This window comes from Arthrobacter sp. zg-Y1219 (genome assembly GCF_030125545.1).
Taxonomy (GTDB): domain Bacteria; phylum Actinomycetota; class Actinomycetes; order Actinomycetales; family Micrococcaceae; genus Arthrobacter_B.
On sequence record NZ_JASKLY010000010.1, the window covers coordinates 89,850 to 115,129 of the forward strand.

The 25,280-nt window shown below is 68.7% G+C and carries 22 protein-coding genes; 11 read left to right on the plus strand and 11 right to left on the minus strand.

The genetic code is table 11. The features are described 5' to 3' along the window. The first annotated feature begins 13 nt into the window (after positions 1 to 13). The 7 genes from QNO00_RS06725 (at position 14) to QNO00_RS06755 (ending at position 8,300) form a co-directional block, all read left to right on the plus strand. A complete protein-coding gene (locus QNO00_RS06725) occupies positions 14 to 838 on the plus strand; it encodes a VOC family protein (RefSeq protein ID WP_229964684.1) in 825 nt (274 codons plus the stop codon). A gap of 86 nt (positions 839 to 924) precedes the next feature. After that, positions 925 to 2,130, plus strand: a complete 1,206-nt coding sequence (locus QNO00_RS06730) for a thiolase family protein (protein WP_284024027.1) — start codon at positions 925 to 927, stop codon at positions 2,128 to 2,130. A gap of 11 nt (positions 2,131 to 2,141) precedes the next feature. After that, the gene (locus tag QNO00_RS06735) at positions 2,142 to 2,573 is read left to right on the plus strand and encodes a Zn-ribbon domain-containing OB-fold protein (protein ID WP_284024028.1); all 432 of its coding nucleotides are present in this window, start codon (positions 2,142 to 2,144) and stop codon (positions 2,571 to 2,573) included. Between the two features lie 2 nt (positions 2,574 to 2,575). After that, positions 2,576 to 4,042, plus strand: a complete 1,467-nt coding sequence (locus tag QNO00_RS06740) for an aldehyde dehydrogenase family protein (RefSeq protein ID WP_284024029.1) — start codon at positions 2,576 to 2,578, stop codon at positions 4,040 to 4,042. Between the two features lie 131 nt (positions 4,043 to 4,173). Further along, on the plus strand, positions 4,174 to 5,661 hold the full coding sequence (locus QNO00_RS06745; protein WP_284024030.1) for an MFS transporter: 1,488 nt from the start codon (positions 4,174 to 4,176) through the stop codon (positions 5,659 to 5,661). 129 nt (positions 5,662 to 5,790) lie between these two features. Further along, positions 5,791 to 7,275: an MFS transporter gene (locus tag QNO00_RS06750; protein WP_284024031.1), complete on the plus strand. Its 1,485-nt coding sequence runs from the start codon at positions 5,791 to 5,793 to the stop codon at positions 7,273 to 7,275. Between the two features lie 131 nt (positions 7,276 to 7,406). Next, on the plus strand, positions 7,407 to 8,300 hold the full coding sequence (locus QNO00_RS06755; protein ID WP_284024032.1) for a MaoC/PaaZ C-terminal domain-containing protein: 894 nt from the start codon (positions 7,407 to 7,409) through the stop codon (positions 8,298 to 8,300). Between the two features lie 87 nt (positions 8,301 to 8,387). Here the strand turns inward: QNO00_RS06755 and trhO are convergent, their stop codons facing one another. Then, positions 8,388 to 9,281 (minus strand): oxygen-dependent tRNA uridine(34) hydroxylase TrhO, encoded by an 894-nt coding sequence (gene trhO, locus QNO00_RS06760; RefSeq protein WP_284024033.1) that lies wholly within the window; start codon positions 9,279 to 9,281, stop codon positions 8,388 to 8,390. A gap of 82 nt (positions 9,282 to 9,363) precedes the next feature. Between trhO and QNO00_RS06765 the strand changes: the two genes are divergently transcribed. Beyond that, positions 9,364 to 10,014 (plus strand): GNAT family N-acetyltransferase, encoded by a 651-nt coding sequence (locus QNO00_RS06765; protein ID WP_229964676.1) that lies wholly within the window; start codon positions 9,364 to 9,366, stop codon positions 10,012 to 10,014. 80 nt (positions 10,015 to 10,094) lie between these two features. Then, positions 10,095 to 12,482 carry a DEAD/DEAH box helicase gene (locus QNO00_RS06770; protein ID WP_284024034.1) on the plus strand — a complete coding sequence of 796 codons (2,388 nt, stop codon included), beginning with the start codon at positions 10,095 to 10,097 and terminating at the stop codon, positions 12,480 to 12,482. On the opposite strand, the gene QNO00_RS06775 is transcribed toward QNO00_RS06770, so the two are convergent. The 7 genes from QNO00_RS06775 to ssd form a co-directional block, all read right to left on the minus strand. Next, positions 12,448 to 12,744, minus strand: coding sequence for an Rv3654c family TadE-like protein (locus QNO00_RS06775; protein WP_349643469.1), 297 nt, complete (start codon positions 12,742 to 12,744; stop codon positions 12,448 to 12,450). The two genes, QNO00_RS06770 and QNO00_RS06775, sit on opposite strands and share 35 nt — an antisense overlap. A gap of 158 nt (positions 12,745 to 12,902) precedes the next feature. Continuing rightward, a complete protein-coding gene (locus tag QNO00_RS06780; RefSeq protein WP_284024037.1) occupies positions 12,903 to 13,262 on the minus strand; it encodes a TadE family type IV pilus minor pilin in 360 nt (119 codons plus the stop codon). Positions 13,263 to 13,265: 3 nt separating this feature from the next. Beyond that, positions 13,266 to 13,760 (minus strand): DUF4244 domain-containing protein, encoded by a 495-nt coding sequence (locus tag QNO00_RS06785; protein WP_284024038.1) that lies wholly within the window; start codon positions 13,758 to 13,760, stop codon positions 13,266 to 13,268. A gap of 196 nt (positions 13,761 to 13,956) precedes the next feature. Continuing rightward, positions 13,957 to 14,622: a type II secretion system F family protein gene (locus QNO00_RS06790; protein WP_284024039.1), complete on the minus strand. Its 666-nt coding sequence runs from the start codon at positions 14,620 to 14,622 to the stop codon at positions 13,957 to 13,959. Beyond that, positions 14,622 to 15,455 (minus strand): hypothetical protein, encoded by an 834-nt coding sequence (locus QNO00_RS06795; RefSeq protein WP_284024040.1) that lies wholly within the window; start codon positions 15,453 to 15,455, stop codon positions 14,622 to 14,624. Before QNO00_RS06795 ends, QNO00_RS06790 begins: the two co-directional genes overlap by 1 nt. Next, a complete protein-coding gene (locus tag QNO00_RS06800; RefSeq protein WP_502863178.1) occupies positions 15,452 to 16,705 on the minus strand; it encodes a TadA family conjugal transfer-associated ATPase in 1,254 nt (417 codons plus the stop codon). Before QNO00_RS06800 ends, QNO00_RS06795 begins: the two co-directional genes overlap by 4 nt. Beyond that, entirely contained in the window at positions 16,702 to 17,994 is a 1,293-nt protein-coding gene (ssd, locus tag QNO00_RS06805; RefSeq protein ID WP_284024041.1) for a septum site-determining protein Ssd, read from the minus strand. Before ssd ends, QNO00_RS06800 begins: the two co-directional genes overlap by 4 nt. Before the next feature lie 189 nt (positions 17,995 to 18,183). On the opposite strand from ssd, the gene QNO00_RS06810 reads away from it, so the two are divergent. Further along, positions 18,184 to 19,899: a bifunctional 3'-5' exonuclease/DNA polymerase gene (locus QNO00_RS06810; protein WP_284024042.1), complete on the plus strand. Its 1,716-nt coding sequence runs from the start codon at positions 18,184 to 18,186 to the stop codon at positions 19,897 to 19,899. A gap of 63 nt (positions 19,900 to 19,962) precedes the next feature. Here the strand turns inward: QNO00_RS06810 and QNO00_RS06815 are convergent, their stop codons facing one another. The 3 genes from QNO00_RS06815 to QNO00_RS06825 form a co-directional block, all read right to left on the minus strand. Continuing rightward, positions 19,963 to 20,646, minus strand: coding sequence for an NUDIX hydrolase (locus tag QNO00_RS06815; RefSeq protein WP_442860502.1), 684 nt, complete (start codon positions 20,644 to 20,646; stop codon positions 19,963 to 19,965). Further along, entirely contained in the window at positions 20,643 to 21,440 is a 798-nt protein-coding gene (nth, locus tag QNO00_RS06820; RefSeq protein WP_284024043.1) for an endonuclease III, read from the minus strand. Before nth ends, QNO00_RS06815 begins: the two co-directional genes overlap by 4 nt. A gap of 73 nt (positions 21,441 to 21,513) precedes the next feature. Beyond that, positions 21,514 to 22,887, minus strand: coding sequence for an MFS transporter (locus QNO00_RS06825; protein WP_284024044.1), 1,374 nt, complete (start codon positions 22,885 to 22,887; stop codon positions 21,514 to 21,516). 316 nt (positions 22,888 to 23,203) lie between these two features. Here QNO00_RS06825 and acs point away from each other — a divergent pair, with 316 nt between their 5' ends. Continuing rightward, the gene (gene acs / locus QNO00_RS06830; RefSeq protein ID WP_229966116.1) at positions 23,204 to 25,192 is read left to right on the plus strand and encodes an acetate--CoA ligase; all 1,989 of its coding nucleotides are present in this window, start codon (positions 23,204 to 23,206) and stop codon (positions 25,190 to 25,192) included. Positions 25,193 to 25,280 lie beyond the last annotated feature (88 nt).

Genomic DNA, 25,280 nt, shown 5'->3' on the forward strand with positions numbered 1-25,280 from the left:
GACGGGCGTTCTCATGAGCGCCCATGAGCTCGACCACGTCGCCTTCGCCGTTCCCGCGTGGGGCGCCGCCGGAGAGTTGCTGCATCGGGAGCTCGGGGCGCGTTTCGCCAGCGGCTTCAGCCTGCCGGCCTTCAGCCCCTGCCAGGTTGCCCTGGCGGAGGACATGCGGCTGGAGTTGCTGGAACCGGGCAGCTCACCCGAGTCCTTCGTGGAACGCTTCCTCTCCGAGAACGGCGGGCAAGCGGCACCGCACCACATCACCTTCAAGGTCCGGAACATTTCCGCTGCCATCGCGGGGGCGCGGGCGGCAGGCATAAACCCGATCCTCGTCAACACCGAATACCCGCAGTGGCAGGAAGCGTTCCTGCATCCCCGCGATACGGGTCTTGGATTCCTGACCCAGATGGTTCAAACGTCCCAGTCCCTGGAGGAAATCACCGAGGACAACGAGTTCAACACTGCCTGTCCCTGGGTGGAAACCGAATCCCCGCAGGCCCGGGTGCCCGTGGTCTTCGGCCTGGTTACCAATCTGCAGCGGGCGGAGTACGTGCTCCGGGACGTCCTGGGCGCCGTCGCCTTTTCACTGCCCCTGCGCGCCGGCGAACCGGCGGCCGGCGGGTTCCGGTGGTCCCAGGGTGCGGACCTGGTCCTGCAGGAAACCACTGACTCCACCGGCGTCTCGGGCCTTCGGGCCCTGGGCTTCGTGGCGGCGGACGAACCCTGGCACGGGCCCGAACACGCCGGCCTGCTCGAAGCACTCGGGGCAGGAACATTCCATCCGGAGCTCGGAATTCGGATTTCGTCCCTGCGGCTTCCGGCTCCGGCACATTCCGGATAACCAGGCCCGTCAAAGCATCCGAAAACTCCAAGGCACCGGCACCACGCCGTCCGCCTTTGCACACCACCAATGAGGAGAACAGACCTATGGGACTTCGTGGAGAAGCCGCAATCCTTGGCTATTACGAATTGCCGCCAGAACGCAAACTCGCACGTGAAAAAACCTTCAACCTGGAACAGTGGGCCCGGCTCTCCAAGGCCGCCCTGGACGACGCCGGCCTGGACGCCACGGACGTCAACGGCATCGTGACACCCCTGATCGGGGAAGCGGACATGTTTGTGCCCTCCACCATCACCGAGTACCTGGGCATCAACGCGAATTTCGCTGAAATCGTCGACCTCGGCGGGGCAGGTTCCGCCGCAGCGGTCTGGCGGGCCGCCGCCGCCGTGGAACTCGGACTGTGCGACGCCGTGCTGGTCACCTTCCCCGGAACCCACGACGTGCCAACCGACGCACGCAAGCCCTACGTGATGGACGACAAGATGTACTTCGGTGCCTCCTCCAACGCCTACGGCTCCCCGCAGGCCGAGTTCGAAATCCCGTACGGCAATCTGGGGCAGAACGGACCCTACGGCCAGATCGCCAAGCGCTACGGGCACGAATTCGGCTACGACGAGCGGGCCATGGCCAAGATCGCCGTGGACCAGCGCACCAATGCCTGCGCCACCCCGGGGGCCATCTTCCACGGCAAGCCGATCACCATCGACGACGTGCTGGCCTCGCCCATGGTCGCCGACCCGCTGCACATGCTCGAAATCGTCATGCCGTGCCAGGGCGGTGCGGCGATTGTCATCGGCAACGCGGAGATGGCCGCCAAGTCCAAGAACCGCCCGGTCTGGGTCAAGGGCTTCGGCGAGCGCGTCCCCTACAAGACTCCGACCTATGCAAAGGACCTGATGCATTCGCCGATGATTCACGCGGCGGAGCAGGCCTTCACCATGGCCGGCATCGAACGCAGCGACGTGGACATGGTCTCGATCTACGACTGCTACTCCATCACGGTGCTGATGAGCCTGGAGGACGCAGGCTTCACCGAGAAGGGCAAGGGCATGCAGTTCGTGAGCGAACACGATCTGACCTTCCGCGGCGACTTCCCGATGAACACCGCCGGCGGGCAGCTCTCCTTCGGCCAGGCGGGCATCGCCGGCGGCATGCACCACGTCATCGACGGCGTGCGCCAGATCATGGGCCGCGCCGGCGAGGCACAGGTTGCTGAGTGCAACCGCGCCTTTGTCACCGGCAACGGCGGCATCATGAGCGAACAAACGGCACTGATCCTCGAAGGCGAATAGGACTACACACCATGAGCACCGCATACACCCCGCCGGTCCTGCAGCGACCGATGCCGGTTCCGACCCCGCTGACCAAGCCGTTCTGGGACGCGCTGGCCGAGCACCGGGTCCGCATCCAGTACTCCCCCTCGCTGGGCGAGTACATCTTCTACCCCCGGCCGCTGGCCCCGGGAACCCTGGCCGATGACTTGGAGTGGCGGGAGATTTCCGGAGCCGGAACCCTCTACACGTACACCATCTCCACCCGCCCGGTGGCCCCGCACTTCGCCAACGAGGGCACCCTCGTCCTCGCGGTCGTGCAGTGGGACGAGGGTCCGAAATTCTCCACCGAACTGGTCAACGTGTCCCACGATGACATCAAGGTGGGCATGCGGGTAAAGCCCGTGTTCTGTGATTACCCCGAAGCAGGAATAACCATGCTGCGCTACGAACCGGAGATCTGAACATGACAACCACCACCGATTTTGTCCTGCCGCCCGTTACCCTCCGTATCGGCGGCGAGGCGCGCACCACCGGCGCCGGCGTCCACACCCACATCAATCCCGCCACCGGCAAGGCCGGTGCACCGGTCCCCCTGGCCGGTGTGTCCGACGTCGACGACGCCGTCAACGCCGCGCATCAGGTCTTCGCCGTGTGGCGGGCCACGCCCGCCGGAGCCCGGTCCAAGGCGCTCCTGAAGCTGGCGCAGCTCGTGGAGGAACACACCGAGGACTTCGTGGAGCTGGCGATCGCGGACAACGGCATTGCCCGTTCCAACGCGTATCCCACGGTTACCGCAGCCACGGACTGGATCCGGTACTACGCCGGCTGGGCCGACAAGCTTCCGCTGGGCCGGATCACCTCGGTGGTCGGCGCCGGTGGGTCCTTCGGGCACACGCTGCGCCAGCCGTACGGCGTGATTGGCGCGATCATCACGTGGAACGCTCCGCTGATGTCCCTGGCCATGAAGGTTCCCGCTGCTCTTGCCGCAGGCAACACAGTGGTGGTCAAGCCCAGCGAACTGACGCCCTTCAGCGCCATGCTCTTCGCCGACCTGGTCACCGAGGCCGGCATCCCGGACGGCGTGTTCAACGTCATTCCCGGCGGTCCCGAGGCGGGAGCGGCCCTGGTGGAGCACAAGCTGGTCAAGAAGGTGACCTTCACCGGCGGCCCGGACACGGCACGCAAAATCAGCGCTGCCTGCGCGAAGACCTTCAAGCCGGTGGTGCTGGAGCTGGGCGGAAAATCCGCCAACCTCGTCTTCGCCGACGCTGACCTCGAGGCGGCAGCCATGCACTCGACGTTCATGGCCTTCGGCATCATGAGCGGCCAGGCCTGCGCGCTTCCCACCCGGCTGCTGGTCCAGGACTCGATCTACGATGCGTTTGTGGCGACGATCGGCCAGATCGCCGCCTCCTTCCCCGTCGGTGATCCCCAGGACATCGGCACGGTCTGCGGGCCGGTCATCAACGAGGCCGCCATCGAGCGGATCCACTCGATGGTGGGCCGGGCCCAGGAAGAGGGCGCGCGTTTGGTCACCGGCGGGCAGCGGCTCGCCGGCGATCTGGCCGACGGGTTCTTCTATCCGCCGACCGTCCTGGCCGACGTGGCTCCGTCCAGCGAGCTGGCCCAGAAGGAAGTCTTCGGACCGGTGCTGGCCATCACCCGCTTCAGTGACGAGGCCGAGGCAATCGCCCTGGCCAACGGCACCGATTACGGGCTTTCGGGCTACATCTGGACCGGCGATGCTCGCCGCGCCATCCGCGTCACGGAAGCCCTGGAAACCGGTGAGGTAACCGTCAACGGTGCCATGAATGCGGTGGCCGAACGCCCCTTCGGAGGCATCGGCCACTCCGGCACCGGCAACGAAGGCGGCTTGGAGGGACTCGAGGAGTTCTTCTGGACCAAATCAGTGGCCTACGGCAACGGCTAACCCCAAACCCCACCACGCAACACAACACCGCAGCATCGCACCACCTTTCCAAAGATCGTCTGCTCCACCGCAGCCCGATATCCGTCGGCCGGCGTCGCATTCTTTGACCTCATACGAAAGGCAGGACACCGATGTCCTCCACCACACGGGCGCTCAAGCGTCCAGGCTTCGCACCAGTTGTCATAGTCCTGGTTCTGGCCGAAATCATCTCAGCCTTTGAACTGTCCATGATGTACGTCATGCTGCCGACCCTGATTCGGGATTTCCAGGTGGACGCCAACACCGTCGCCTGGGTTGTCACCGCTTATCTGCTGGTTTCCGCCTCCGCCGCAGTGCTGGGCGGACGCTTCGGCGACATGTACGGCCGGCGGAAGGTGATGGTCATTGTCCTGGTCGTCGCCGCCATCGGTTCACTCATCTCGCTGCTCGGCGGATCCCTGGGCATGATCATCTTCGGCCGCGCCATTCAGGGTGTGGCCGGTGCGGTTCTGGGCCTGGCCTTCGGGCTGGCCCGCGAGCACCTCGACGAGAAGCGGGTCCCGGTCGGCATTTCGATGGTCGGTGCCTCCGCCCTCATCGCCGGCGCCGGCGGCTCGATGATCGCAGGCTTCATGATCGATCTCTTCTCCTGGCACGGAATCTTCGTCTTCGCTGCCGTCCTCGCGGTCATTGCCGCGCTGGCCATCCAGCTGGTTATTCCGCGTGACACCAACGCGGCCACCAGCGACAAGCCCGACTACATCGGCGCCATCCTGCTGCCCATCGCGGTCAGCGCTCTCCTGCTGGGTCTTTCCAACAGCTCAAAGACCGGTTTCATGTCGGTGGAGTTCCTCGGTCTGATCGGCCTCGGCCTCGCCGCTGCCGCAGTCTGGGCGTGGTGGGAGCTGCGGGTGGAATCCCCGATCGTGAACCTGCGGATGTTCAAGAACCGGCAGATTGCCCTGGCCATGACCGCCACGGTGTTCGCCGCGATCGGCCCCCTGGGCGGAGTGTCCGTTCCCTCGCAGATGATCATGCAGTCCCCCTCAGTGCTGGGCTACGGCCTGGGCCTCACACCAACCTCGGCCGGCGTCCTCATCTGCCTCACCGCACTCGTTGGCTTCGCTCTCTCGCCCCTGGGCGGAAAACTTGCCTTCCGTTACGGCGCCCGGATTGTCTTCATCGCCGGGCTGGTGCTGATGGCCCTGGCCATTCCCGTCATCCTGCTCACCTACGGCAACACGATCGTCTACCTGCTCGCCATGACCATGAACGGCGTCGGCATCTCCCTCACCTACGGTGCGCTGCCGAACCTGCTCATCGAGGTCGTGCCGGAATCCCACACCTCGGAAACAGCGGGAACCAACACCATGATCCGCAATGTCGGCCAGTCCGCCGCCATCGCAATCGGCGCCTTCATCCTCGCCAGCAACACCGACCCGACCACCAAGGCCATTTCGCAGGAGGGCATCAGCGGCGCGCTGATCCTTGTCCTGGTCTTCGGAGTGCTGGCAGTGGTCATGGCACTGATGCTGAGCCGCAATCCCAAGCCGTGGGTCCCCGAGACAGTGGGGGAACGCGACATCCGCCGCGGCACCACCACCGCCGATCCGGAAGACATCGTTTCCGCTTCGGCCTAACTCCTGCACCCCTGGTCCGGCAGAGCGCCGACTCTGCCGGACCAGAGCCAGCCGCTGGCATGCATCACGTCCCCGACGCGGTGCATGCCAGCGGTTTGGTTTATCCCTTCCACGAAAGGCGGGACGCCGATGTCCTCCACCACGCGGGCGCTCAAACGCCCCGGATTCGCCCCGATTGTCCTTGTCCTGGTTCTGGCCGAGATCGTCTCGGCCTTTGAACTGTCCATGATGTACGTAACGTTGCCGACCCTCATGCGGGACTTCCAGGTCGATGCCAATACCGTCGCCTGGGTGGTCACCGCATTCCTGCTGGTTTCGGCCTCCGCCGGAGTCTTGGGCGGACGCTTCGGCGATCTGTACGGCCGGCGCAAGGTCATGGTCATCGCTCTGGCCATCGCCGCCATCGGCTCCATCGTTTCGCTGCTCGGCGGCTCACTGGAAATGATCATCCTGGGACGCGCGATCCAGGGCGTCACCGGCGCTGTACTGGGCCTGGCCTTCGGACTGGCCCGCGAACACCTCGACGAAGAGCGGGTTCCGGTCGGCATTTCGATGGTCGGCGCCTCGGCGCTCATCGCCGGCGCCGGCGGCGCACTCATCGCCGGATTCATGATTGACGCCTTCTCCTGGCACGGAATCTTCGTTTTTGCAGCCGTGGTGTCGATCCTGGCCGCGGCCAGCGTCCAGCTGGTCATTCCGCGCGACACCATCATTCCCAGCCAGGACAAACCGGACTTTCTCGGCGCCGTCCTGCTCCCCATCGCGGTAAGCGCCATTTTGCTCGGGTTCTCCGGCAGCTCGAAGACCGGCTTCGCTTCGATGCAGTTCATCGGCCTGATCGGCATCGGCATCGCCGCTGCCGCTGTCTGGGCCTGGTGGGAGCTGCGGGTGGAGTCGCCAATCGTGAACCTGCGGATGTTCAAGAACCGCCAGATAGCCCTGGCCATGACCGCGACCGTGCTCGCCGCCGTCGGCCCCCTCGGCGGCGGCAACGTTCCCGCGCAACTCATCATGCAGTCGCCGCCGTCGCTGGGCTATGGGCTGGGCTTCTCGCCCACCGCAGCCGGTGTCCTGATCAGCACCACCCTGCTGGTGGGATACTTCTTCTCACCGCTGGGCGGAAAACTCGCCTTCCGGTACGGCGCCCGCACGGTGTTTATCGCGGGTCTGGCACTGGTGGCCCTTGTCGTTCCGGTCATTCTGCTGACCTACGGCAACGTCGTGATGTTCGCCGTGGCGATGGTCTTCAACGGCATCGGCATCTCGCTCGCCTACGGAGCGCTGCCCAACCTGCTCATCGAGGTGGTGCCGGAGTCCCACACCTCGGAAATCGCCGGAACCAACACGCTGATCCGCAACGTCGGCCAGTCCGCCGCCGTCGCCATCGGCGCCTTCATCCTGGCCAGGCACACGGATCCGGCGACCACGGCCGTGGCACAGGACGGCATCAGTGCCGCCTTTATCTTCGTGTTTGTTTTTGCCGCGCTGTCAGTGGTGGTGGCACTGATGCTGCGCCGCACGCCCGCGCAGTGGGTACCGGAAACGGTCGGCGAGCGCGACCTCCGCCGCGGCACCGCAGCGGATCCGGAGGGCGTGGTCTCCGCCTCGGCCTGACCGCCTCCGAATGCCGCAACGACCGGAATTTAGAACTTCGTTATAGTAATTTTTAGTAACCGGCGACACATTTTTGTGCCGGCAAACCGCACGGGACATCGGCCCGTGAGACTCCTGAAAGAGGGAACGTTATGGCGATCCATACGCAGAACATCGGGAAGGTCTCCGAGGGTGCTCCGGTCAGTTGGGACTCCAAGGACGCACTCCTCTACGCACTGAGCGTGGGGGCTGGCGCCCGGGACCAGACCGCCAACCTCGCCTTCACCACGGAAAACTCCCGCGACATTGAACAGAGCGTGCTGCCGACCTTCGCGGTGCTGCTGGGCGGATCCGGCGGATCCATGGACGAGCTCGGCGATTTCAAGCTGTCCTCCATCCTGCACGGCGGCCAGGCCATTTCCGTGTACCGCACGCTGGCCACCAGCGGCACCGTGATTCCGCGCAGCTTCATGAGCGCCGTTTACGACAAGGGCAAGAACGCCGTTATCGAGCTCACCACTGATCTGCTCGACGCCGAGACCCGCGAGACCGTGGCGGCCTCCGTCACCACCATGATCATCCGCGGCGAGGGCGGCTTCGGTTCAGCACCGGCCCCCTCCGACGGATGGGAGCTGCCGGAGCGGCCCGCCGATCTTGTGGACATCCAAAAAACCACACCCGACCAGGCGTTGCTTTACCGTCTCAACGGGGACCGCAACCCGCTTCATTCGGATCCGGCCCTCGCAGCGATGGTCGGCTTCGAGAAGCCGATCCTGCACGGGCTGTGCACCATGGGCTTCGCCGGACGCGCAGTGCTGGAAGGCGTGGCCGATTCCGACGCCGATGCCTTCGGCTCCCTCAACGTCCGGTTTGCGGCACCGGTGGTTCCCGGCGACGAGCTGACCACCAGCATCTGGAAGACCGATGCGGGAGCCGTCTTCCAGACCCGCATCGGAGACACCGTGGTCCTGGACCGCGGCACCTTTGTGCGGCGCGACGCTGACACGCCCCGGGACACGCAGCTGGCCGAAGCAGCAACGGCCTAGCACCGCTCCTCCCACCAGCCCCGCGAGATGGCACTAAGTGCTCTTCTCAGCGTTCAGAGACGCACCTTCTGCCATCTCGCGGGGACGTTACTCGGTGCAGCCGTCCGGGCAGCGCAGCGTCTGCGGGTCCGCGGCGCAGTCCGCGCAGTACAGGGTGAGTTTCCGGCAGGAGGGGTTGGAGCAGTTCTCGAACTTGCTCGTGGGCGCCTCGCAGCGCACGCACTGGCCGATTGTGACGGCGTCCTCGGTGAACTCCGTGTGCATCCGCTTGTCGAACACGTACAGGGAGCCTTCCCACAATCCCTTGTCGCCGTAGGCCTCGCCGTAGCGGACAATGCCGCCCTGCATCTGGTAAACCTCCTTGAAACCGCGGTTGACCATCAGCGAGGACAGCACCTCGCAGCGGATGCCGCCGGTGCAGTAGGTGACCACCGGCTTGTCCTTGAGGTCGTCATACTTGCCCGAATCCAATTCAGCGATGAAGTCGTGGGTGGTGGCCACGTCGGGGACCACAGCCCCCTTGAAGCGGCCGATCTGCGCCTCGAAGGCGTTCCGCCCGTCAAAGAAGACCACTTCCTCGCCGTCGGCCTTCTTTTCCTCGACCAGTTCGTGCAGCTGCTCCGGCCGCAGGTGCGTGCCGCCGCCCACCACGCCGTCCTGGTCCACCTTGAGCTCGCCGGGAGCGCCGAAGCTGACGATTTCCTTCCGCACCTTGACGCTCAGGCGCGGGAAGTCCTCGGCTCCGCCCTCGGAGTATTTGATGTCCATCTTTTTGAAGGCCGGGTACTCGCGGGTGGCCTTTACATATGCCTTCACGGCGTCGAGGCTCCCGCCCACGGTTCCGTTGATTCCGTCGGGTGAGATGAGGATGCGCCCGCGCATTCCCAGTTTCTCGCAGAGGGTGCGCTGCCAGAGGCGCACGGCCTCCGGATCCGGGAGGGGCGTGAAGGCGTAGTACAGTGCAATTCGATTCAAAGCCACTCATCAAGGGTAGACCGCGCCAAGACCCGCTATTTCATCAGCACCCGTACCTTTCGCCTGCCGGCACCGTTAGTGTTCATCCATGAGAGTGCTGAACGACGATTTGCTCGAGACCTGGGTCACCGGCTGGGCGCAGGCCCGCGGTTACCAGACCCGCCGGGAGGGCCGCTTTCTGTCCGCCTTCCTGCATGACAGGACCAATGACTGGGAGTACTTCGCGCTGGAGCCCTCCCACGATGAGTTCGCCGCACTCGCGTCCTCCGCCCGGAAGAGCCCGGGCCGGCTCTTCACCATCGTGACCAGCAGCATGAACGAGATCCACGGCGCCGCCTTGGTGCACGGCCTGAGCGTGCGCTCCGCGGACGAAGTCTTCATGTTCCTGGAGATGGCCGGGCAGGACATCGAAGACCCGGTTCCGCTGGACGGCTTCGAGACCGAAACCGTGCGCGGCCAGAAGCTGGGGACCGTGATTGTCACGGCCGACGGCGAGCCGGCGGCGCGCGGCAGCGTCGCCGTGGTGGATGACCTGGCTGTCTACGACCGAATCATCACCGAGCCGCAGTTCCGCCGCCGCGGGCTGGGCAGCTACGTCATGCGTGCCCTCACCGCAGTGGCGCTGGAACACGACGTCGACGCCGGCCTGCTGGTGACCACGCCGGAAGGCCTGGAGCTCTACAGGTATTTGGGCTGGGAGAACCTCGCCAGCGTGGTGATGTTCGAGCCGAAGCTGTAACCGTTCCGCGCAGTTCAGCCTGCGGCTGAGCAGCCGCGTTGAACTGCAGTTGTTCCGCCGGCCGGTGGGAGAATTGCACAGTGGCCCTACATGATTCCCTGATCCCCCTGCTCGGCTCCGGCGCCGACCCGGAACAGCTGGTCCATGTCCACGAAATTCCGGCCCGGAAGGCTGTTCCGGTGCCGTGGCCGGACTGGGCGCACCCCGACGTCGTTGCCGCGTATTCCCGGGTGGGGGTCCACGAACCGTGGCGGCACCAGATCGAAGCCGCGCAGGCGGCGCACGCCGGCGAACACACGATCATTTCCACCGGCACCGCGTCGGGCAAATCCCTGGCCTACCTGCTGCCGGTGCTCGACGAAATCCACCGCACCGCGCTGGATGACCGGGTCACGCTGGAGCCCACCGGATCCGTGGCCCTCTATCTGGCACCCACCAAGGCCCTCGCCGCCGATCAGCTCTCCGCCGTGAACGCACTGCAGCTGCCCACCGTGCGCGCGGACACGTACGACGGCGACACCGACCCGGGCGCCCGGCGCTGGATCCGGGACCACGCCAACCTGGTGCTGGCCAATCCGGACATGCTGCATTTCGGTGTGCTGCCCAACCACGCCTGGTGGGCCCGGTTCTTCCGCCGGCTCAAGTACGTCATCATCGACGAGGCGCACAGCTACCGCGGCGTGTTCGGTTCCAACGTGGCCAACCTGATGCGCCGGCTGCGGCGGATTTGCCGGTACTACGGCGCCAACCCGGTGTTCATCGGTGCGTCCGCAACGTCCGCGGATCCGGCTTCTTCCTTCGGCCGGCTGATCGGCGGCGAGGTCACCGCGGTGACCCGGGACGCTTCTCCGCACGGAGCCACCACCGTGGCGCTCTGGGAGCCGCAGCTGACCGACCTCAAGGGTGAAAACGGTGTTCGCTCCCGCCGGACGGTGATTGCCGAAACCGCGGATCTGCTGGCCAACCTCGTGGCCGCGCAGGTCCGCACCATTGCCTTCATCAAATCCCGGCGCGGCGCCGAAACCATCGCCACCATCACCCGGCGGCTGCTGGACGAGGTGCATCCCTCGCTGCCGGACCGGGTGGCGGCGTACCGCTCCGGGTACCTGCCCGAGGAACGGCGCGAGCTGGAACGCCGGCTGCGCAGCGGCGAACTGCTGGGCATTTCCAGCACCTCCGCATTGGAGCTGGGCATTGATATTTCCGGGCTCGACGCCGTGCTGGTGGCCGGCTGGCCGGGCACCCGGGCGTCCCTGTTCCAGCAGATCGGGCGCGCGGGCCGTTCCGGACAGGATGCTCTGGCCGCCTTTGTCGCCAGCGACGACCCCCTGGACACGTATCTGGTGCACCATCCGGAGGCGATCTTCGACATCTCCGTGGAAGCCACAGTCTTCGACCCCTCCAACCCTTATGTCCTGGGCCCGCACCTCTGCGCCGCCGCGGCGGAGATTCCGCTGACCCCGGACGAGCGGGAGCTGTTCGGTCCCACCGCCGCCGGCCTGCTGGATCAGCTGGTGGAGCAGGGCTATCTGCGCCGCCGGCCCTCGGGATGGTTCTGGACCCATTCCGAAAGCGCCGCCGCCATGGTGAATCTGCGCGCCGACGGCGGCGGGCCGATCAACATCGTGGAGTCCGACACCGGCATGCTGCTGGGCACCATGGACTCGCCGCAGAGCCAGTATCAGGCCCACACCGGCGCGGTCTACGTGCACCAGGGCCAAACCTTCATGGTTGATGAGCTGAACGAGGCGGATCACTGCGCCATGGTGACCCGCGGCAACCCCGAGTTCTACACGCAGGCCCGGGACGTCACCCAGATTGAGGTGATGGAGACTGAGCGGACCTCGCAGTGGGGCGAAATCCGGGTCTGCTTCGGAACCGTGAAGGTCACCACGCAGGTGGTGTCCTTCCAGCGCAAGGCCCTGATCTCCAACGAGATCCTGGGTGAGGAACCGCTGGAGCTCGAGGCCAAGGAGCTGTTCACCAAGGCCGTCTGGTTCATCATCGACGAGCACCTGCTCACCAACGCCGGCATGATTCCGGCCGACTTCCCCGGTGCCCTGCACGCCGCCGAACACGCCTCCATCGGCATGCTGCCGCTGATCGCCACCTCCGACCGCTGGGACATCGGCGGCGTCTCCACGGCGCTGCACGCCGACACGGAGAAGCCCACCATCTTCGTTTACGACGGGCATCCCGGCGGCGCCGGCTTCGCGGAGCGGGCCTACGAGGCTGCCGAGCTGTGGCTGACCGCCACCCGGGACGCGATCCGGTCCTGTGAATGCGAGCGCGGCTGCCCGTCCTGCGTGCAGTCCCCCAAGTGCGGCAACAAGAACAATCCGCTTTCCAAGGCCGGGGCCGTGACCCTGCTGCAGGTGCTGCTGGATTCAGCCCGCGGCCGGGACGCCGATCCGGCCGCCGCCGGCGCGGCTTTCACGGGGGCGGGCCCGCCCGGGCGTGCCCGGTAGCCGGCCACGGCAGCAGGCGGACTCCGACCTCGGTGTTCACCTGCACGCTCTGATCTCCGGCGCTGACGGCGCATCCGCCCAGTGCGGCGCCGTTCCGCGCCGCCACTTCCCCCGCCACCGCACACGGGTCCCCCGCCCGCAGGCCCCGCACGGTATCGGCAGCTGCCAGTGCTGACAGGTCTGCCGCCGTGGCGGCCTGGTTGGCCGCCACCGCCGACTGCAGCAGCAGCAGGACGGCGCCGAACAGGATCAGCAGAACCACCCCCGCCCCCAGCACCAGCACCGTGCCCGCCCCGCGCTCAGATGTTCCTCCGTTCCTCCCTGGTGGACCGCCCTTCCTGACCCATGAACTGCCTTTCCTCCATCGTGGATCTCCTTGCCTCCTTGGTCTTCCGTCCCCGGATCCCCTCGCTGCACCGTTCACGGCAGCGATTCCGGAAGTGCAGTGGCGGTGGCGGTCAGCACCAGCGGCAGCCGGTCCAGCAGCGGCGCGGCCACGGTTGAGCCGACCTCCACCAGCAGCCATTGCCCGTCGGCCGAGATGGTCACCCGCGCTTCGGCCCCGGCGATCCTCCGGGCGGCAGCCTCGGCCTCGGCGCTGTCTCCGCGCATCACTTCCCGGGCTGCCGCCCGCGCCGCCTCCTCCACCCGAAGCTGCGTCACCCCTGCGGCGACCCCCGTCAGCACGGCGGCCAGCAGCAGTGCCACCGCGGGCAGTCCCACAGCCAGTTCTGCGGTGACGGCGCCGAGGGAGGAGTCCTGCGGATCCTTCCGGCGCACCGGTTAGCCCAGGGTGAGCGCGCTGCGGATCAGCCCCATCAACAGGGACCGCACCTCTCCGCTGCCCAGCACGGCAACCAGCAGGGCGGCGAATGCCACGGCGGCCAGCGTGGCAATGGCATATTCCGCCGTGGCCATGCCCGCTTCGCGGTCACTGAAGTTCCGGCGGCGCCGGTCCGCCCTGCTCGCCCGCCCCCGCGCCGCACTGTTCCGAGTCACACTGTCCCGAGTCGCACCGTCCCGGGCTGCCGGATCCAGCTTCGGGTCCGGATCCGGTTTCGGGTCCGCCTCCAGCTTCGGGTACAGGACCGTGACGGTGCCCGGTCCCCGGCCGGACCGGACGGCAGAGAGCTGCGGGAGCGAGCTGTCGGTCGCGTTGCACCCGCAAGGCGCCCCGTCGGCCGCAGGCCCTGGAGCTCCTTCGGCGCTGAAGAGCGGCGCACCGGCAAAGCTGCGGCCCGGTTGCGCCGTGGTGATGGATTTGCTCAAAACTGACATGGTTTCCTCCTGATGGTTCGCTGGCATGACTGGCTTCCCCGCTTCTGAGGCGCCGGGCCTCCGAAGCGATGAATCGATCCTCCATCCGGCGTCCCGGGGCCAAAAGGAACGGGCCCGCCGTTCCGGATAACGCCTGCCGCCAAGTCGGGTGCGGGTCGATTGTGGAGGGAAGGACGAGCAACGGCCGTCCGAGCCGCTACGGAAATGCGGGCAGCAGCGACAGCAGCAGCGGCACCACCGTCAGGGCCAGAAACGCCGGCAGCGCGCACAGCCCCAGCGGCACCACCAGCCGGACGCCCAGTGCCGCAGCCCGGCGCTCAGCTTCGCGGGCCCGCCGGCGCCGGAGCTGGGCTGCCTCCGCCAGCAGCACGGCGGCCGACGGTGCTCCGGTGGTGGCGACAAAAGTCAGGGCCGCGCGCAGCTGGGCCGTCGGAGCCTTGGGCGGCACCGGACCTCGCCGCGGGAACCGGAACGACGGCGAGCCGGAGGAATCCGGCGCGGCCGGCACGGGATCGGGTTCGGCCAGGTCCCATGCCGCCGCCCAGGGGGCACCTAACGCCAGCGCCGCCTGCACCCGCCGCAGGCACACGGCGGTCCCGGAATCCACGACGTCCGCCAAGACGCCCAGTGCCGGCAGCAGGGATTGTCCGGCATCCAGCATCGCCGCCACGAGATCCAGCATCAGCGCCGGGTCACTAATTCCCGTGCTCTGGAGGGTGGCCTGCCCGGGGGCGTCCGGCCGGCCGAAACCCTGGGCGGGTCGGGCTGCGGAGGCCCCCGCCGGCCCGGTGCTTCTGCCCGGCAGCCACAGCAGAAGCGCGAAGGCACCGGCCAGGAGCACGGCGACCAGGACACCCGGCATCAGGGTCCCGCTGCCTGGCGGACCAGCGCCCGGGACCAGAACCTGCCGATCAGCGACAGCGCCGCACCGGCAGCCGCGGCCGCCCAGCCCAGCGGGCTGCCCGCCAGGACGGCCAGGGGATCAACACCCAGCAGATACCCCAGGCCGAGCCCGCCCACGGGCAGCCAGGTGAGCAGCCGGACCGTTGCCTGCGGTCCGGCCAACGCGGTTTCGCGGGCCGCCTGCTGGTCCAGGCCGCTTTCCAGCTCCGCCGCATACCTGCCCAGAACTCCGGCCAGGGGCGCACCGCTGCGCTCCGAGACACTCACGCAGGCGGCCAGTTCAGTCCACAGCCCGTGCAGCGAGGAGGAACTGTCGCCGTTCCCGCCCGATCCCCGGCCGCGCCAGATCCTCCCTGCCCGGCCGGACCGTGGGGCGCCGGCCGCAGCGGCCGTCCGAAACACCGGCACCGGGCTCAGCCCCAGGGACGCAGCTTGGGCGGCTGCTTCCAGGACCGGCAGCAGTTGGGCCGCCAGAGGCCCGTGGGGTGCGGCGCCGGGGCCGCCCGTCTGCAGGGCAGCCGCATCGGCCCACAGCTGGTGGGGCGCCCGGCCCGCGGCCAGCAGCCCGGTGAGCTGATGGATGAGCAGCGGAAGGTCCTGCACCTGCGCATCGGAACGGGCTCTGCGGGGCGATGCACGCGCCGAGGGTCCCGGCCGCCGAATCTGCTTCCCACCGGCCCGCTCCACCCTCCGCCCGCCGGACACCGGAAGGCGCCCTGCCGCTGGGCGGGAACGCGGCAGCAGCAGCAGCGCAGCGCCCCACAGCAGCACAGCGGTGCAAAGGCCCGTCACGGGGTCAGCGTTTCGTGCCGCATGCCGGCCGGCCCGTTTCCGACACCGCGGCTGAGGCGTTCCTGCAACGCCGCCCATCCGGGACCGTGGCTGTTTGCGGAGGAGAACGGCAGCAGTGCCGGGACGGTTAGCAGCCGGCCGTCGGATGACGCGGCGACGACGGCGATCTCGGCGACCCGGCGCCCGGCTGCCTCGCGGCCCAGATGCACCACCACGTCCAGGGCGCTGGCCGCCTGCAGGTTCAACGCGGTGCTGCTCATTCCGGCCAGAGCGCCCAGCGCTGCCAGCCGGGCGGGCACGCTGGCGGCGGAGTTGGCGTGGATCGTCCCGCCGGCGCCGTCGTGCCCGGTGTTCATCGCAGCGAGCAGCTCCCGGACCTCGGCGCCGCGGCACTCGCCCACGACCAGCCGGTCCGGACGCATCCGCAGCGCCTGCCGGACCAGCTCGGCCTGGTCCACCGACCCGGTGCCCTCCACGTTCCCGTGCCGGCTCTGCAGCCCCACGACGTGCGGATGCCTCGGATCCAGTTCGGCGGCATCTTCGACCAGCACCAGCCGCTCCCGGGGATCGCTCAGCGACAGCAGCGTGGAGAGAAGGGTGGTCTTTCCGGTGCCGGTGGCACCGCTGATCAGGAAGTTCAGCCGGGCCGCGACCATGCGCCGCAGGACGCCGGCGCTTTCCGGATCCACGGTGCCGCCGGCCTGCAGTTCCTCCAGCGTGAAGGTCAGGGTCCGCCGGATCCGGATGGACAGCAGCGTGGAGCCCGTGGAGACCGGCCGGAGCACGGCATGTACCCGGTAGCCGCGCAGCTGCACGTCCACGCAGGGATTGGAGTCATCCAACCGGCGTCCCCCGGCCGCTATCAGCCGCGCGGCGAGGGCCTGGACTTCGGTGTCGGACCCAAACCGCAGCCCGGTCAGTTCCAGGCCGTGGCCGCTGTCCACCCAGACGCGGTCCGGGCCGTTGACCAGGATGTCGCTGATGCCGGGCAGCAGCGCCAGCTCCTGCAGCGGCCCCAGCCCCTGCAGCTCAGCCTGCACCCGGTCCACGGCCCGCAGCGCTCCCTCGGCCCCCAGCAGCCGGCCGCTGGATTGGACGGCAGCGGCCAGCCGGGCCCGGGTGACGGGTTCGCCGTCGTCGAGCATCTGCCGGCGCACCTGCCGCACCATCGGCGCGTCTCCGGCCCGCTGCTGCTGCGGGTCCGCAGCCGCGGACGGGAGCGCGGCTCGGCGTCCCCGCGGCGGGTTCATGGCCGGGCACCCGGGGCCGGGATGGCCGATTCCGGAAGGTCGGGAGCCAGCTGTTTGACCAGCTGTCCGGTGACCCGCCGGATCCGTTTCCGGCGGCCGCGCTCCAACAGGAGCCCGCGTGCTTCGGCATGTTCCAGGTTCCGCAGCGCGGGCAGGTAGCCGGCGAGGGAGAGCCCGACGGCGTCGGCGGCGCGGGCTTCGTCCAGCCCGTCCCCCAGCGGCCCCCGAACCACCACTGCCTGGGGAACGGCGCCCAGGCTGCGGCGCAGGGATTGGGCGGCCAGCAGCGGCCGGAGCCGCCCGGGGACCACCAACAGCAGCGCATCGCAGGACAACAACAGCTGGCCCGGCCGGTGCCGGGCGCAGTCCACCACGGTCAGGGCAAAGGCCGCCCGGGCTGCGTCCATGACCGCACGGATGCTCTGCTCGGCTGCCTCTTCGCCTCCGTCCGGTTCGGCGGATGCAGTTCCCTCCGCCGCATCGGCAGCTGCAACCCCGGGGGTGCCGGACAGCAGCGCAAATCCGGAGACCTGGGGCAGTGCCGACATCAGCTGGACCGGGTTCAGCGACCCGCGGACATCCGCCAGATCCGGCCAGCGCACTCCGGGGACTTCGCCGCTGCCGAGGCTGGCGTCGAGCCCGCCGCCGTGCGGATCGCCGTCGACCAGCAGGGTGCCGAGGCCTTGGTCAGCAGCTTCATGGGCCAGCCAACACGCCAGGCTGGAGGCCCCCGCACCCCCGCAGCCTCCGATCACGCCCAGGACGTAACCCGCCGCCAGGAGACGCCGGCGGCTCAAATATTCGGCCAGCCAGCCGGAGGCCGCCGGCAGGACCGCTACCCGGGCGGCCTCCAGGCGTGCCGCCGCCTCCCACAAGCCCGTGTCCTGCACGGTGCCGACCAGGATGGTCTCGGTGCCCCGCCTCCCGGCGCCCCCGGGCCGCCAGCGTCCGGTCCGTTCCGGCGCGGCCAGGTCGCTGCCCAGCAGCAGCACCTCCGGGTTCCGGCCCAGTGCCGCCTGCACCTCCGCGAGCACCTCCAGCTGCAGGCCGGCCGCTGCCGCCACCCGGGATACTTCATCGGTGAGCCGCTGCGACTGGCTGACCAGGATCACCGGCGTTTCGGTTTCCCGGCGGCGAACCGCTGCAGCGCGGGACGTGGAGCGGGTCGGCGCCCGGGAGCCCGCGCCCCGCTCCGACCGCGAGGGGCTTCCCCCGCCCGGGCCGTCCGGTGCCGCCACGGCGGCCCGGCGGGACTGGGCCGCCGGTACCCACAGCTGTTCCTCTGTCATGCCGTGAGTCTTTCCCGCTACCGGCAGGGACACGGCGGCAGCCGTGGCATCTGGGGACAAAAGGCGGTTCCGAGGCGGTTGTGCAGGAGAAGCCGCCCGCTCCGCCGCGGATGCCTGCACCCGAGGCCCGGGCCCCGCGCCGCGGGTGGCACACACCGACCATCCCCGGCCAGCAGGGACAATGGAAGCATGTACGTTGTCCTCACCCCGGCCGGTTCCGCTCCTGCCGCCGGTTCCCTGCAGCTCCAGGAGACCGACGACGCCGGGCAGCCCTCCGCAGCCCCCGCCGTCGTCGTGCCCGCCCTGCTCGCTGCCGTGGTCGGCGACTACGAGGACCGCACGCGGAACCTCCGCTGGGTGTTCAGCAGCACCCGCGAGGTCTATCCGCAGCTGCTGCGCGCCGGCGTGCGGGTCGAGCGCAGCCATGACCTGGCCCTGGTCCGCGGCGTCCTGCGCTTTTCCGAAGCCGCCGCGCTCTCCCCCTATATTGAGGCGCTGCGCGCCGAGGCTCCGGAGGGCGACGCGGACCTGCTCCCCCGCCAGTTGCTGCCGGTCCAGCCGGCGCCGAACCAGAGTTCGCTCTTTGAGGAGCTGGAGGGCTTCGACGACCCGGCGGCAAAGCGCGGACCCTCGCTCGAGGATCAGGTCACCGAGCTGCAGGCCCAGCTGGCCGCCGTCGCCGGCTCCCCGGCACGGCAGCGCCTGGCGCTGCTGCTGGCCGCGGAATCGGCCGGCGGCCTGATCGCCGTCGAAATGGAACACGCGGGCCTGCCCTGGCGGCGCGACATCCACGAAGCCATGCTCGCCGCCGAACTCGGTCCTCGCCCGCCGGAGGGACAGCGCCCGGCCCGGCTGGAACAGCTGGCGGCTGAGCTGCGGAACAAACTGGGCAACCCCGGCTTCAACCCCGATTCGCCGCAGGAGCTGCTGCGCGCCCTGCACCGGGCCGGCATCGAAGTGAAAACCACCCGGTCCTGGGAACTGCAGCAGCATGAGCACCCCGCCATCACCCCGCTGCTGGAATACAAGCGGCTCTCCCGGCTGCTGACCGCCAACGGCTGGACCTGGCTTGATGCCTGGGTGGCCGAGGGCCGGTTCCGCCCCGAATACGTGGTGGGCGGCGTGGTGTCCGGCCGGTGGGCCTCGCGCGGCGGCGGCGCCCTGCAGATTCCCCGCTACGTGCGCGACGCCGTCCGGCCCGACCCGGGCCACAAACTGATCGTCGCCGACGCCGCCCAGCTCGAGCCGCGGGTGCTCGCCGCTCTGGGTCGGGACGACGCGCTGGCCGCCGCGGCCCGCGGCAAGGACCTCTACCAGGGCATCGCCGACCAGAACTTCAACGGCGACCGCGCGCAGGCCAAAATGGCGATGCTCGGCGCCATGTACGGGGCGACCTCCGGCGAAGCCGGCCGGCTGATGCCCGCCCTGACCAGGTCCTATCCGCAGGCGATCGACGTCGTCGAGCGCGGCGCCCGCGCCGGAGAAGCGGGCAAGACGGTCAGCAGCCATCTGGGCCGCAGCTCGCCTCCGGTCTCCGACCGGTGGCTGCGCGCCCAGCAGACCGCATCCGCCGAGGAGCAGCGCCGCGCCGATTCGCTGGCCCGCTCCCAGGGCCGCTTCACGCGCAACTTTGTGGTGCAGTCCACCGCGGCGGAGTGGGCGCTGTGCTGGCTCGCGGAAATACGACGGCGGCTGCGGGCGGCGTCGGTGTCCTCGCCGGCCGGGGAGCTGGTGTTCTTCCTGCACGACGAGGTCATGCTGCATGTGCCCGAAGCCCGGGTCGCGGAGGTCAGCGCCCTGGTCAGCGACGCGGCGGCGGCCGCAACCCGGCTGCTGTTCGGCCGGATTCCGCTGGAGTTCCCGGTGGTCGCGGTGACTGTGGATTCCTACGCCGACGCCAAGTAGCGGCCGCCGGGGGCGGTCCGGACGTCCCCTTTCCTGCGGCGACGGCGAGCACCCTTCCGCAGGCTAAAGGTCCGGAATGACTTCCCGTTCCTCGTCCCAGGGCAGGGTCCACCCCAGTTCATCCAGCACGGCGTTGAGGATGATTCCGGTAAAGCCCCACACCAGCACCCCGTTCACCAGGAACGCCGGAGAACGGTGCGCACGCGCGCCGTGGCTCAGCACGGCGGTCCGCCGGTTCTCCGGATTGAGCAGGTCCGCCACCGGGACCCGGAACACGGAGGCAGACTCACCGTAGTCCACCACGTCCACCGGCGTGGGCCGGTCCCACCAGCCCAGCACCGGCGTCACCAGGAAATTACTGATGGGCAGCCCCACCTCCGGGAGCGTGCCCAGCACGACGACGCCGTCCGGGTCCAGTCCCGTTTCCTCCCGGGCTTCCCGCAGGGCTGCGGCCTCCGGCCCGGCGTCCTCGGCATCGAGCGATCCGCCGGGGAAGGCCACCTGTCCGGGGTGGTCGTTGAGCGTTGCGGCCCGTTCGACCAGCAGGACGTCGAGTTCGTCGGGCACTCCGGCGGAACGGAAGTCCGACGGCTTGTCGTCCAGATTGCCGAAGAGGATCAGCACGGCGGCGCGGCGGGCCGCGGCCGGGTCGACGCTGCGGCGCAGCAACTCCAGGTTCGCGTCGAAGGAGGTGGTGCGGGCGGCGGCCGCGGCGCCCAGCGCCTTCAGGTCCGCGTAAGCACTCACGCTTCGAGTCCGTAACCGGCGGCCCGCAGCTGGGCGCGGGTTTCGGCGGCCATCATCCGGGCGTGCAGCTCCTCGCGGCCCGGAGCGAGCTCATATTTGAGCAGTTTCCGAGCCTTCTCGGGATCGGTTTCGCCCTCGCCGTAGGAGGGGCACAGCGCCGCGACGGCGCAGGCTCCGCAGGCCGGGTTCTTGGAATGGCACACCCGCCGCCCGTGAAAAACCACCCGGTTGGACAGCGGCGTCCAGTCCTTGGGCTCGAACAGCTCGGCCACGTCCTCCTCGACCTTCACCGGGTCCTTGGACGTGGTCCAGCCGAAGCGGCGCGAGAGGCGGCCGAAGTGCGTGTCCACCGTGATGCCCGGAATTCCGAAGGCATTGCCGAGCACCACGTTGGCGGTCTTGCGGCCGACACCGGGCAGCGTGACGAGCTCTTCGAGCTTGTCCGGCACCTCGCCGTCGTACTCATCAACCAGCCGAGTGGACAGCGCCTTGATACTGGCGGCCTTGGCGCGGAAAAAGCCGGTGGGCCGGATCAGCTCCTGCAGGTCCGCTTCGTCGGCCTCGGCCAGTGCCTTGGCGTCCGGATAGCGGGCGAACAGCGCCGGCGTGACCGCGTTGACCCGGATGTCGGTGGTCTGCGCGGACAGCACGGTGGCGATCAGCAGCTCGAAGGCGTTGGTGAAGTCCAGCTCCGCCACGGCATAGGGATACAGCTCCCCCAGCGTCCGGTTGATCTTCCGCGCCCTGCGTTTGATTGCCAGCAGGGAGGGATCACTCCCGGTTGCCTTAACCACGTCCTCGTGTCCTTCTGTCGCGCCGGATCGGATGGTGCTGCTGCTGGGTGCTGCGTGCGGGAGAGGTCCCGGCCTACTCGCCGGAGTCCTCGCCGACCCGCTCGATGTTGCTCAGGTCCCGCAGCACGCCGATGCGGCCGGTGCGCTTGTCCTGCACCAGGAACTCGTTGCCGCGGTCTTCGAGCCCCAGCTCCCAGTCGCCCGGGTGGAACATGAACAGCGGCAGCCCGGTGCGCTCGTCGACAATCTGGCGGGGGGTGCCCACGGCGAACCAGAACGCCTCCACCACATTCTCGGATTCCTCGCGGGTGGCGCTGATGGAGTCGCCCGACGACGACGGCGAGATCAGGGGCGATGCCTGCGTGGCAGGTTCCGCCTCGAACCGCTTTACCTCGGACTGCGACGTTTCGGGCGAGGCGGCCCGGGACTGCTGGGCCGGAACCACTGGGTTGACGGTGGTAGCGGCGATGGCATTCTCACGGCGCGGAGCCGGGGCTGCCGCTTCGGTGATTGCTGCCGGGGCGCTCCGGACCGCGGCGGATTCGCTGCGGGCCGGTTCGGCGCCGGAGGTTTCGCCGCCGGAGGTTTCGCTGCTGCCGGTTTCGCTGCCGACAGCGTTGCCGCTGCTCGGAGTTGTTGCGGCCGTGGCGCCGGCAGCCGGTGCGCTGCCTTCGGGAATGCCGTTCGGCGCCGGTGTGCCGGCGTCGGACTTGCGGCCGAACAGTCCGGTCGGCGCGAGCTTGGTGCCGATCCCGGCAAACCGGGACCCGGCGGGCCGGGACTCAGCCGGCCGGGACTCCGCGGAAGCGGCCTCTGCATCGGCGGGCACTGACGCACCGGCCTCCGAGGTCCGCGCCGGAGTGGCCGGAGCAGCCGGAGCAGCCGGACGGCGGCGCAGGCGCACGGCGTCGCGCGCCATGACGTGGGCGGGCATCTCGGCGCGCTCATCGAACTCGCGGGAGAACGGAGGGATGTGCGGGGCGAGCGTCGTTGCTGCCACCAGGCCGAGGGCACCAATAAACGTCAGCAGCGTGCCGACGGTGAACTCGGTGACCAGCTGCAGGAAGAAGAAGGCCAGTGCCAGGACACCCACCACGGAACCGAACTGGTCCACGGACAGCGATCCGATGCGGTACTTCAGCTCCGGCGCCATCCGGCGGGCTGCGAACAGTCCGGCGACCAGCAGCGGCAGGATGATCCCGATCCCCAGGAAGAACAGCGGCGTCAGCGGCGACCAGAGCGTGACCTGCAAATCGAAGGAGACGTTCCACGGCAGCAGGGAACCGATCAGCATCAGCAGGACAGAACCGCCGACCACCAGGTCACGCAGGCCAAACGGGCCCAGGACTGCAGTCCGGGTCTTGTCCTCGCCGGCTGGACGGTTCTCGGCAGGTGCCGGGGTCTCCGCCACCGTTCGGGTGTCCTTTTCAACGGGGGGCTGGTTCATTTGCGTTTCTCCATTCACGACCGCCGCCAACGGGCCGGCATTAGCTGCGGTCCGCAGCGTCGACGGGCCGCCTGCACGGTTCAAAAAGCGGTTGCTTCCTCCCACAGCCTAGTCAACGCTCGAACCGCAGACTAGCCGAACTGCCGCAGGAGCACCCGCCGTGACCTACCGCTCACCGCAGAAACACCCCCTTTGCCGGGCCTGACTGTGACGGTGGACACACCGGGGCGCGATCGGCGCTAGGGTTGATTCAACGCTACGGCAGCCCCTCGATCCGGGCTGGACCGTGGGCACTCAGCTAGCGAAAGGGTTCACGATGTCTGAACAGTCCCCCGTCAAGCAACACGGCGATGCACTGGAGAACCTGCTCCACGAGGACCGCAGTTTTCCCCCCAGTCCCGAATTTGCCGCGAATGCCGTGGCCAAGCCTTCCCTCTATGAGGAAGCAGCCGCCGAAGGCCCTGAGTTCTGGGCCCGGCAGGCCCGCAGCCTGCTGACCTGGGACGAGGATTTCACCGAAACCCTGGACTGGTCCGACGCCCCGTTTGCCAAGTGGTTTGTCGGGGGCAAGGTCAACGCCGCCTACAACGCCCTGGACCGCCACGTCGAGGAAGGCCGCGGCGACCGGGTGGCCATCCACTTTGAAGGCGAACCCGGCGACACCCGCACATACACCTACGCCCAGCTCACCGAAGAGGTCAAGAAGGCCGCCAACGCCTTCGAGTCCCTCGGCGTGGCCAAGGGCGACCGGGTCGCCGTCTACCTGCCGATGATTCCCGAAGCCGTGATCACCATGCTGGCCTGCGCCCGCATCGGCGCGGTGCACTCGGTGGTCTTCGGCGGGTTCTCCGCCGATGCGCTGCGCAGCCGGATCGACGACGCCGAGGCCAAGCTGGTCGTCACCGCCGACGGCTCCTACCGGCGCGGCAAGCCGACGGCGCTGAAGCCGGCGGTGGACGAATCGCTGGTTCGGGACGGACACACGGTCACCAGCGTCGTCGTCGTTCGCCGCAACGGCGAACCCGTGGAGTGGACCGAGGGCCGGGACGTGTGGTGGGACGACGTCGTCGGCGCCGCGAGCACCGAGCACACCGCCGTGGGCCACGATTCCGAGCATCCGCTGTTCATCCTCTACACCTCCGGCACCACGGGCAAGCCCAAGGGCATCCTGCACACCACCGGCGGTTACCTGGCCCAGACGGCGTTCACGCACCTGAACACCTTCGACCTCAAGCCGGAAACCGACGTGTACTGGTGCACCGCTGACATTGGCTGGGTCACCGGGCACTCCTACGTGACCTACGCGCCGCTCGTCAACGGTGCCACCCAGCTCATCTACGAGGGCACCCCGGACACCCCGCACCAGGGCCGCTGGTGGGAACTGGTCGAGAAGTACAAGGTCTCCATCCTGTACACCGCGCCCACCGCCATCCGCACCTGCATGAAGTGGGGCCGGGACATTCCCGGAAAGTTCAACCTGGACTCGATCCGCGTGCTCGGCTCCGTGGGCGAGCCCATCAACCCCGAGGCCTGGATGTGGTACCGCACCGTCATCGGCGCCAACGGCGGCAAGAAGGAAACCCCCGCCCCGATCGTTGACACCTGGTGGCAGACCGAGACCGGCGCCCACATGATCGCGCCGATGCCCGGCGTCACGGCCACCAAGCCCGGCTCCGCGCAGGTGGCGGTGCCCGGGATCTCCATCGACGTGGTGGATGAGATGGGCGAGCCGGTGCCCAACGGCTCCGGCGGCTTCCTGGTGATCAAGGAACCCTGGCCCGCGATGCTGCGCGGCATCTGGGGCGATCCGGAGCGGTTCAAGCAGACCTACTGGTCGCGGTTCGACAACATGTACTTCGCGGGCGACGGCGCCAAGAAGGACGAAGACGGCGACATCTGGCTGCTCGGCCGGGTCGACGACGTCATGAACGTCTCGGGGCACCGGCTCTCCACCACTGAAATCGAGTCCGCCCTGGTGAGCCATCCCTCCGTGGCCGAGGCCGCCGTCGTCGGCGCCCGCGACGACACCACCGGCGAGGCCGTGGTGGCGTTCGTGATCCTGCGCGGCAGCGCCAAGGACGACGACGACATTGTCACCACCCTGCGCAACCACGTGGGCAAGGAGATCGGCCCGATCGCCAAGCCGCGGCACATCCTGGTGGTTCCGGAACTGCCCAAGACCCGGTCCGGCAAGATCATGCGCCGGCTGCTCAAGGACGTGGCCGAGGGGCGCGAGGCCGGCGACTCCAGCACTCTCGCCGACAACACCGTCATGCAGCAGATTGCGGAGTCAATGCGCAAATAGCGCCGACAGCCCCGCGAAATGGCAGAAGGTGGGGGGGGCCCCCCCCGGGCGCCCCCCCCGGGGCCCGTAGGGGGGGGGGTATGTCCCC

Bases quoted from the DNA above. Each gene is read 5' to 3' on its own strand.
- QNO00_RS06725 (WP_229964684.1), top strand. From the start codon at position 14: ATGAGCGCCCATGAGCTCGACCACGTCGCCTTCGCCGTTCCCGCGTGG.
- QNO00_RS06730 (WP_284024027.1), top strand. From the start codon at position 925: ATGGGACTTCGTGGAGAAGCCGCAATCCTTGGCTATTACGAATTGCCG.
- QNO00_RS06735 (WP_284024028.1), top strand. From the start codon at position 2,142: ATGAGCACCGCATACACCCCGCCGGTCCTGCAGCGACCGATGCCGGTT.
- QNO00_RS06740 (WP_284024029.1), top strand. From the start codon at position 2,576: ATGACAACCACCACCGATTTTGTCCTGCCGCCCGTTACCCTCCGTATC.
- QNO00_RS06745 (WP_284024030.1), top strand. From the start codon at position 4,174: ATGTCCTCCACCACACGGGCGCTCAAGCGTCCAGGCTTCGCACCAGTT.
- QNO00_RS06750 (WP_284024031.1), top strand. From the start codon at position 5,791: ATGTCCTCCACCACGCGGGCGCTCAAACGCCCCGGATTCGCCCCGATT.
- QNO00_RS06755 (WP_284024032.1), top strand. From the start codon at position 7,407: ATGGCGATCCATACGCAGAACATCGGGAAGGTCTCCGAGGGTGCTCCG.
- QNO00_RS06765 (WP_229964676.1), top strand. From the start codon at position 9,364: ATGAGAGTGCTGAACGACGATTTGCTCGAGACCTGGGTCACCGGCTGG.
- QNO00_RS06785 (WP_284024038.1), bottom strand. From the start codon at position 13,760: ATGTCAGTTTTGAGCAAATCCATCACCACGGCGCAACCGGGCCGCAGC.
- QNO00_RS06790 (WP_284024039.1), bottom strand. From the start codon at position 14,622: ATGCCGGGTGTCCTGGTCGCCGTGCTCCTGGCCGGTGCCTTCGCGCTT.
- QNO00_RS06800 (WP_502863178.1), bottom strand. From the start codon at position 16,705: ATGAACCCGCCGCGGGGACGCCGAGCCGCGCTCCCGTCCGCGGCTGCG.
- ssd (WP_284024041.1), bottom strand. From the start codon at position 17,994: ATGACAGAGGAACAGCTGTGGGTACCGGCGGCCCAGTCCCGCCGGGCC.
- QNO00_RS06810 (WP_284024042.1), top strand. From the start codon at position 18,184: ATGTACGTTGTCCTCACCCCGGCCGGTTCCGCTCCTGCCGCCGGTTCC.
- QNO00_RS06825 (WP_284024044.1), bottom strand. From the start codon at position 22,887: ATGAACCAGCCCCCCGTTGAAAAGGACACCCGAACGGTGGCGGAGACC.
- acs (WP_229966116.1), top strand. From the start codon at position 23,204: ATGTCTGAACAGTCCCCCGTCAAGCAACACGGCGATGCACTGGAGAAC.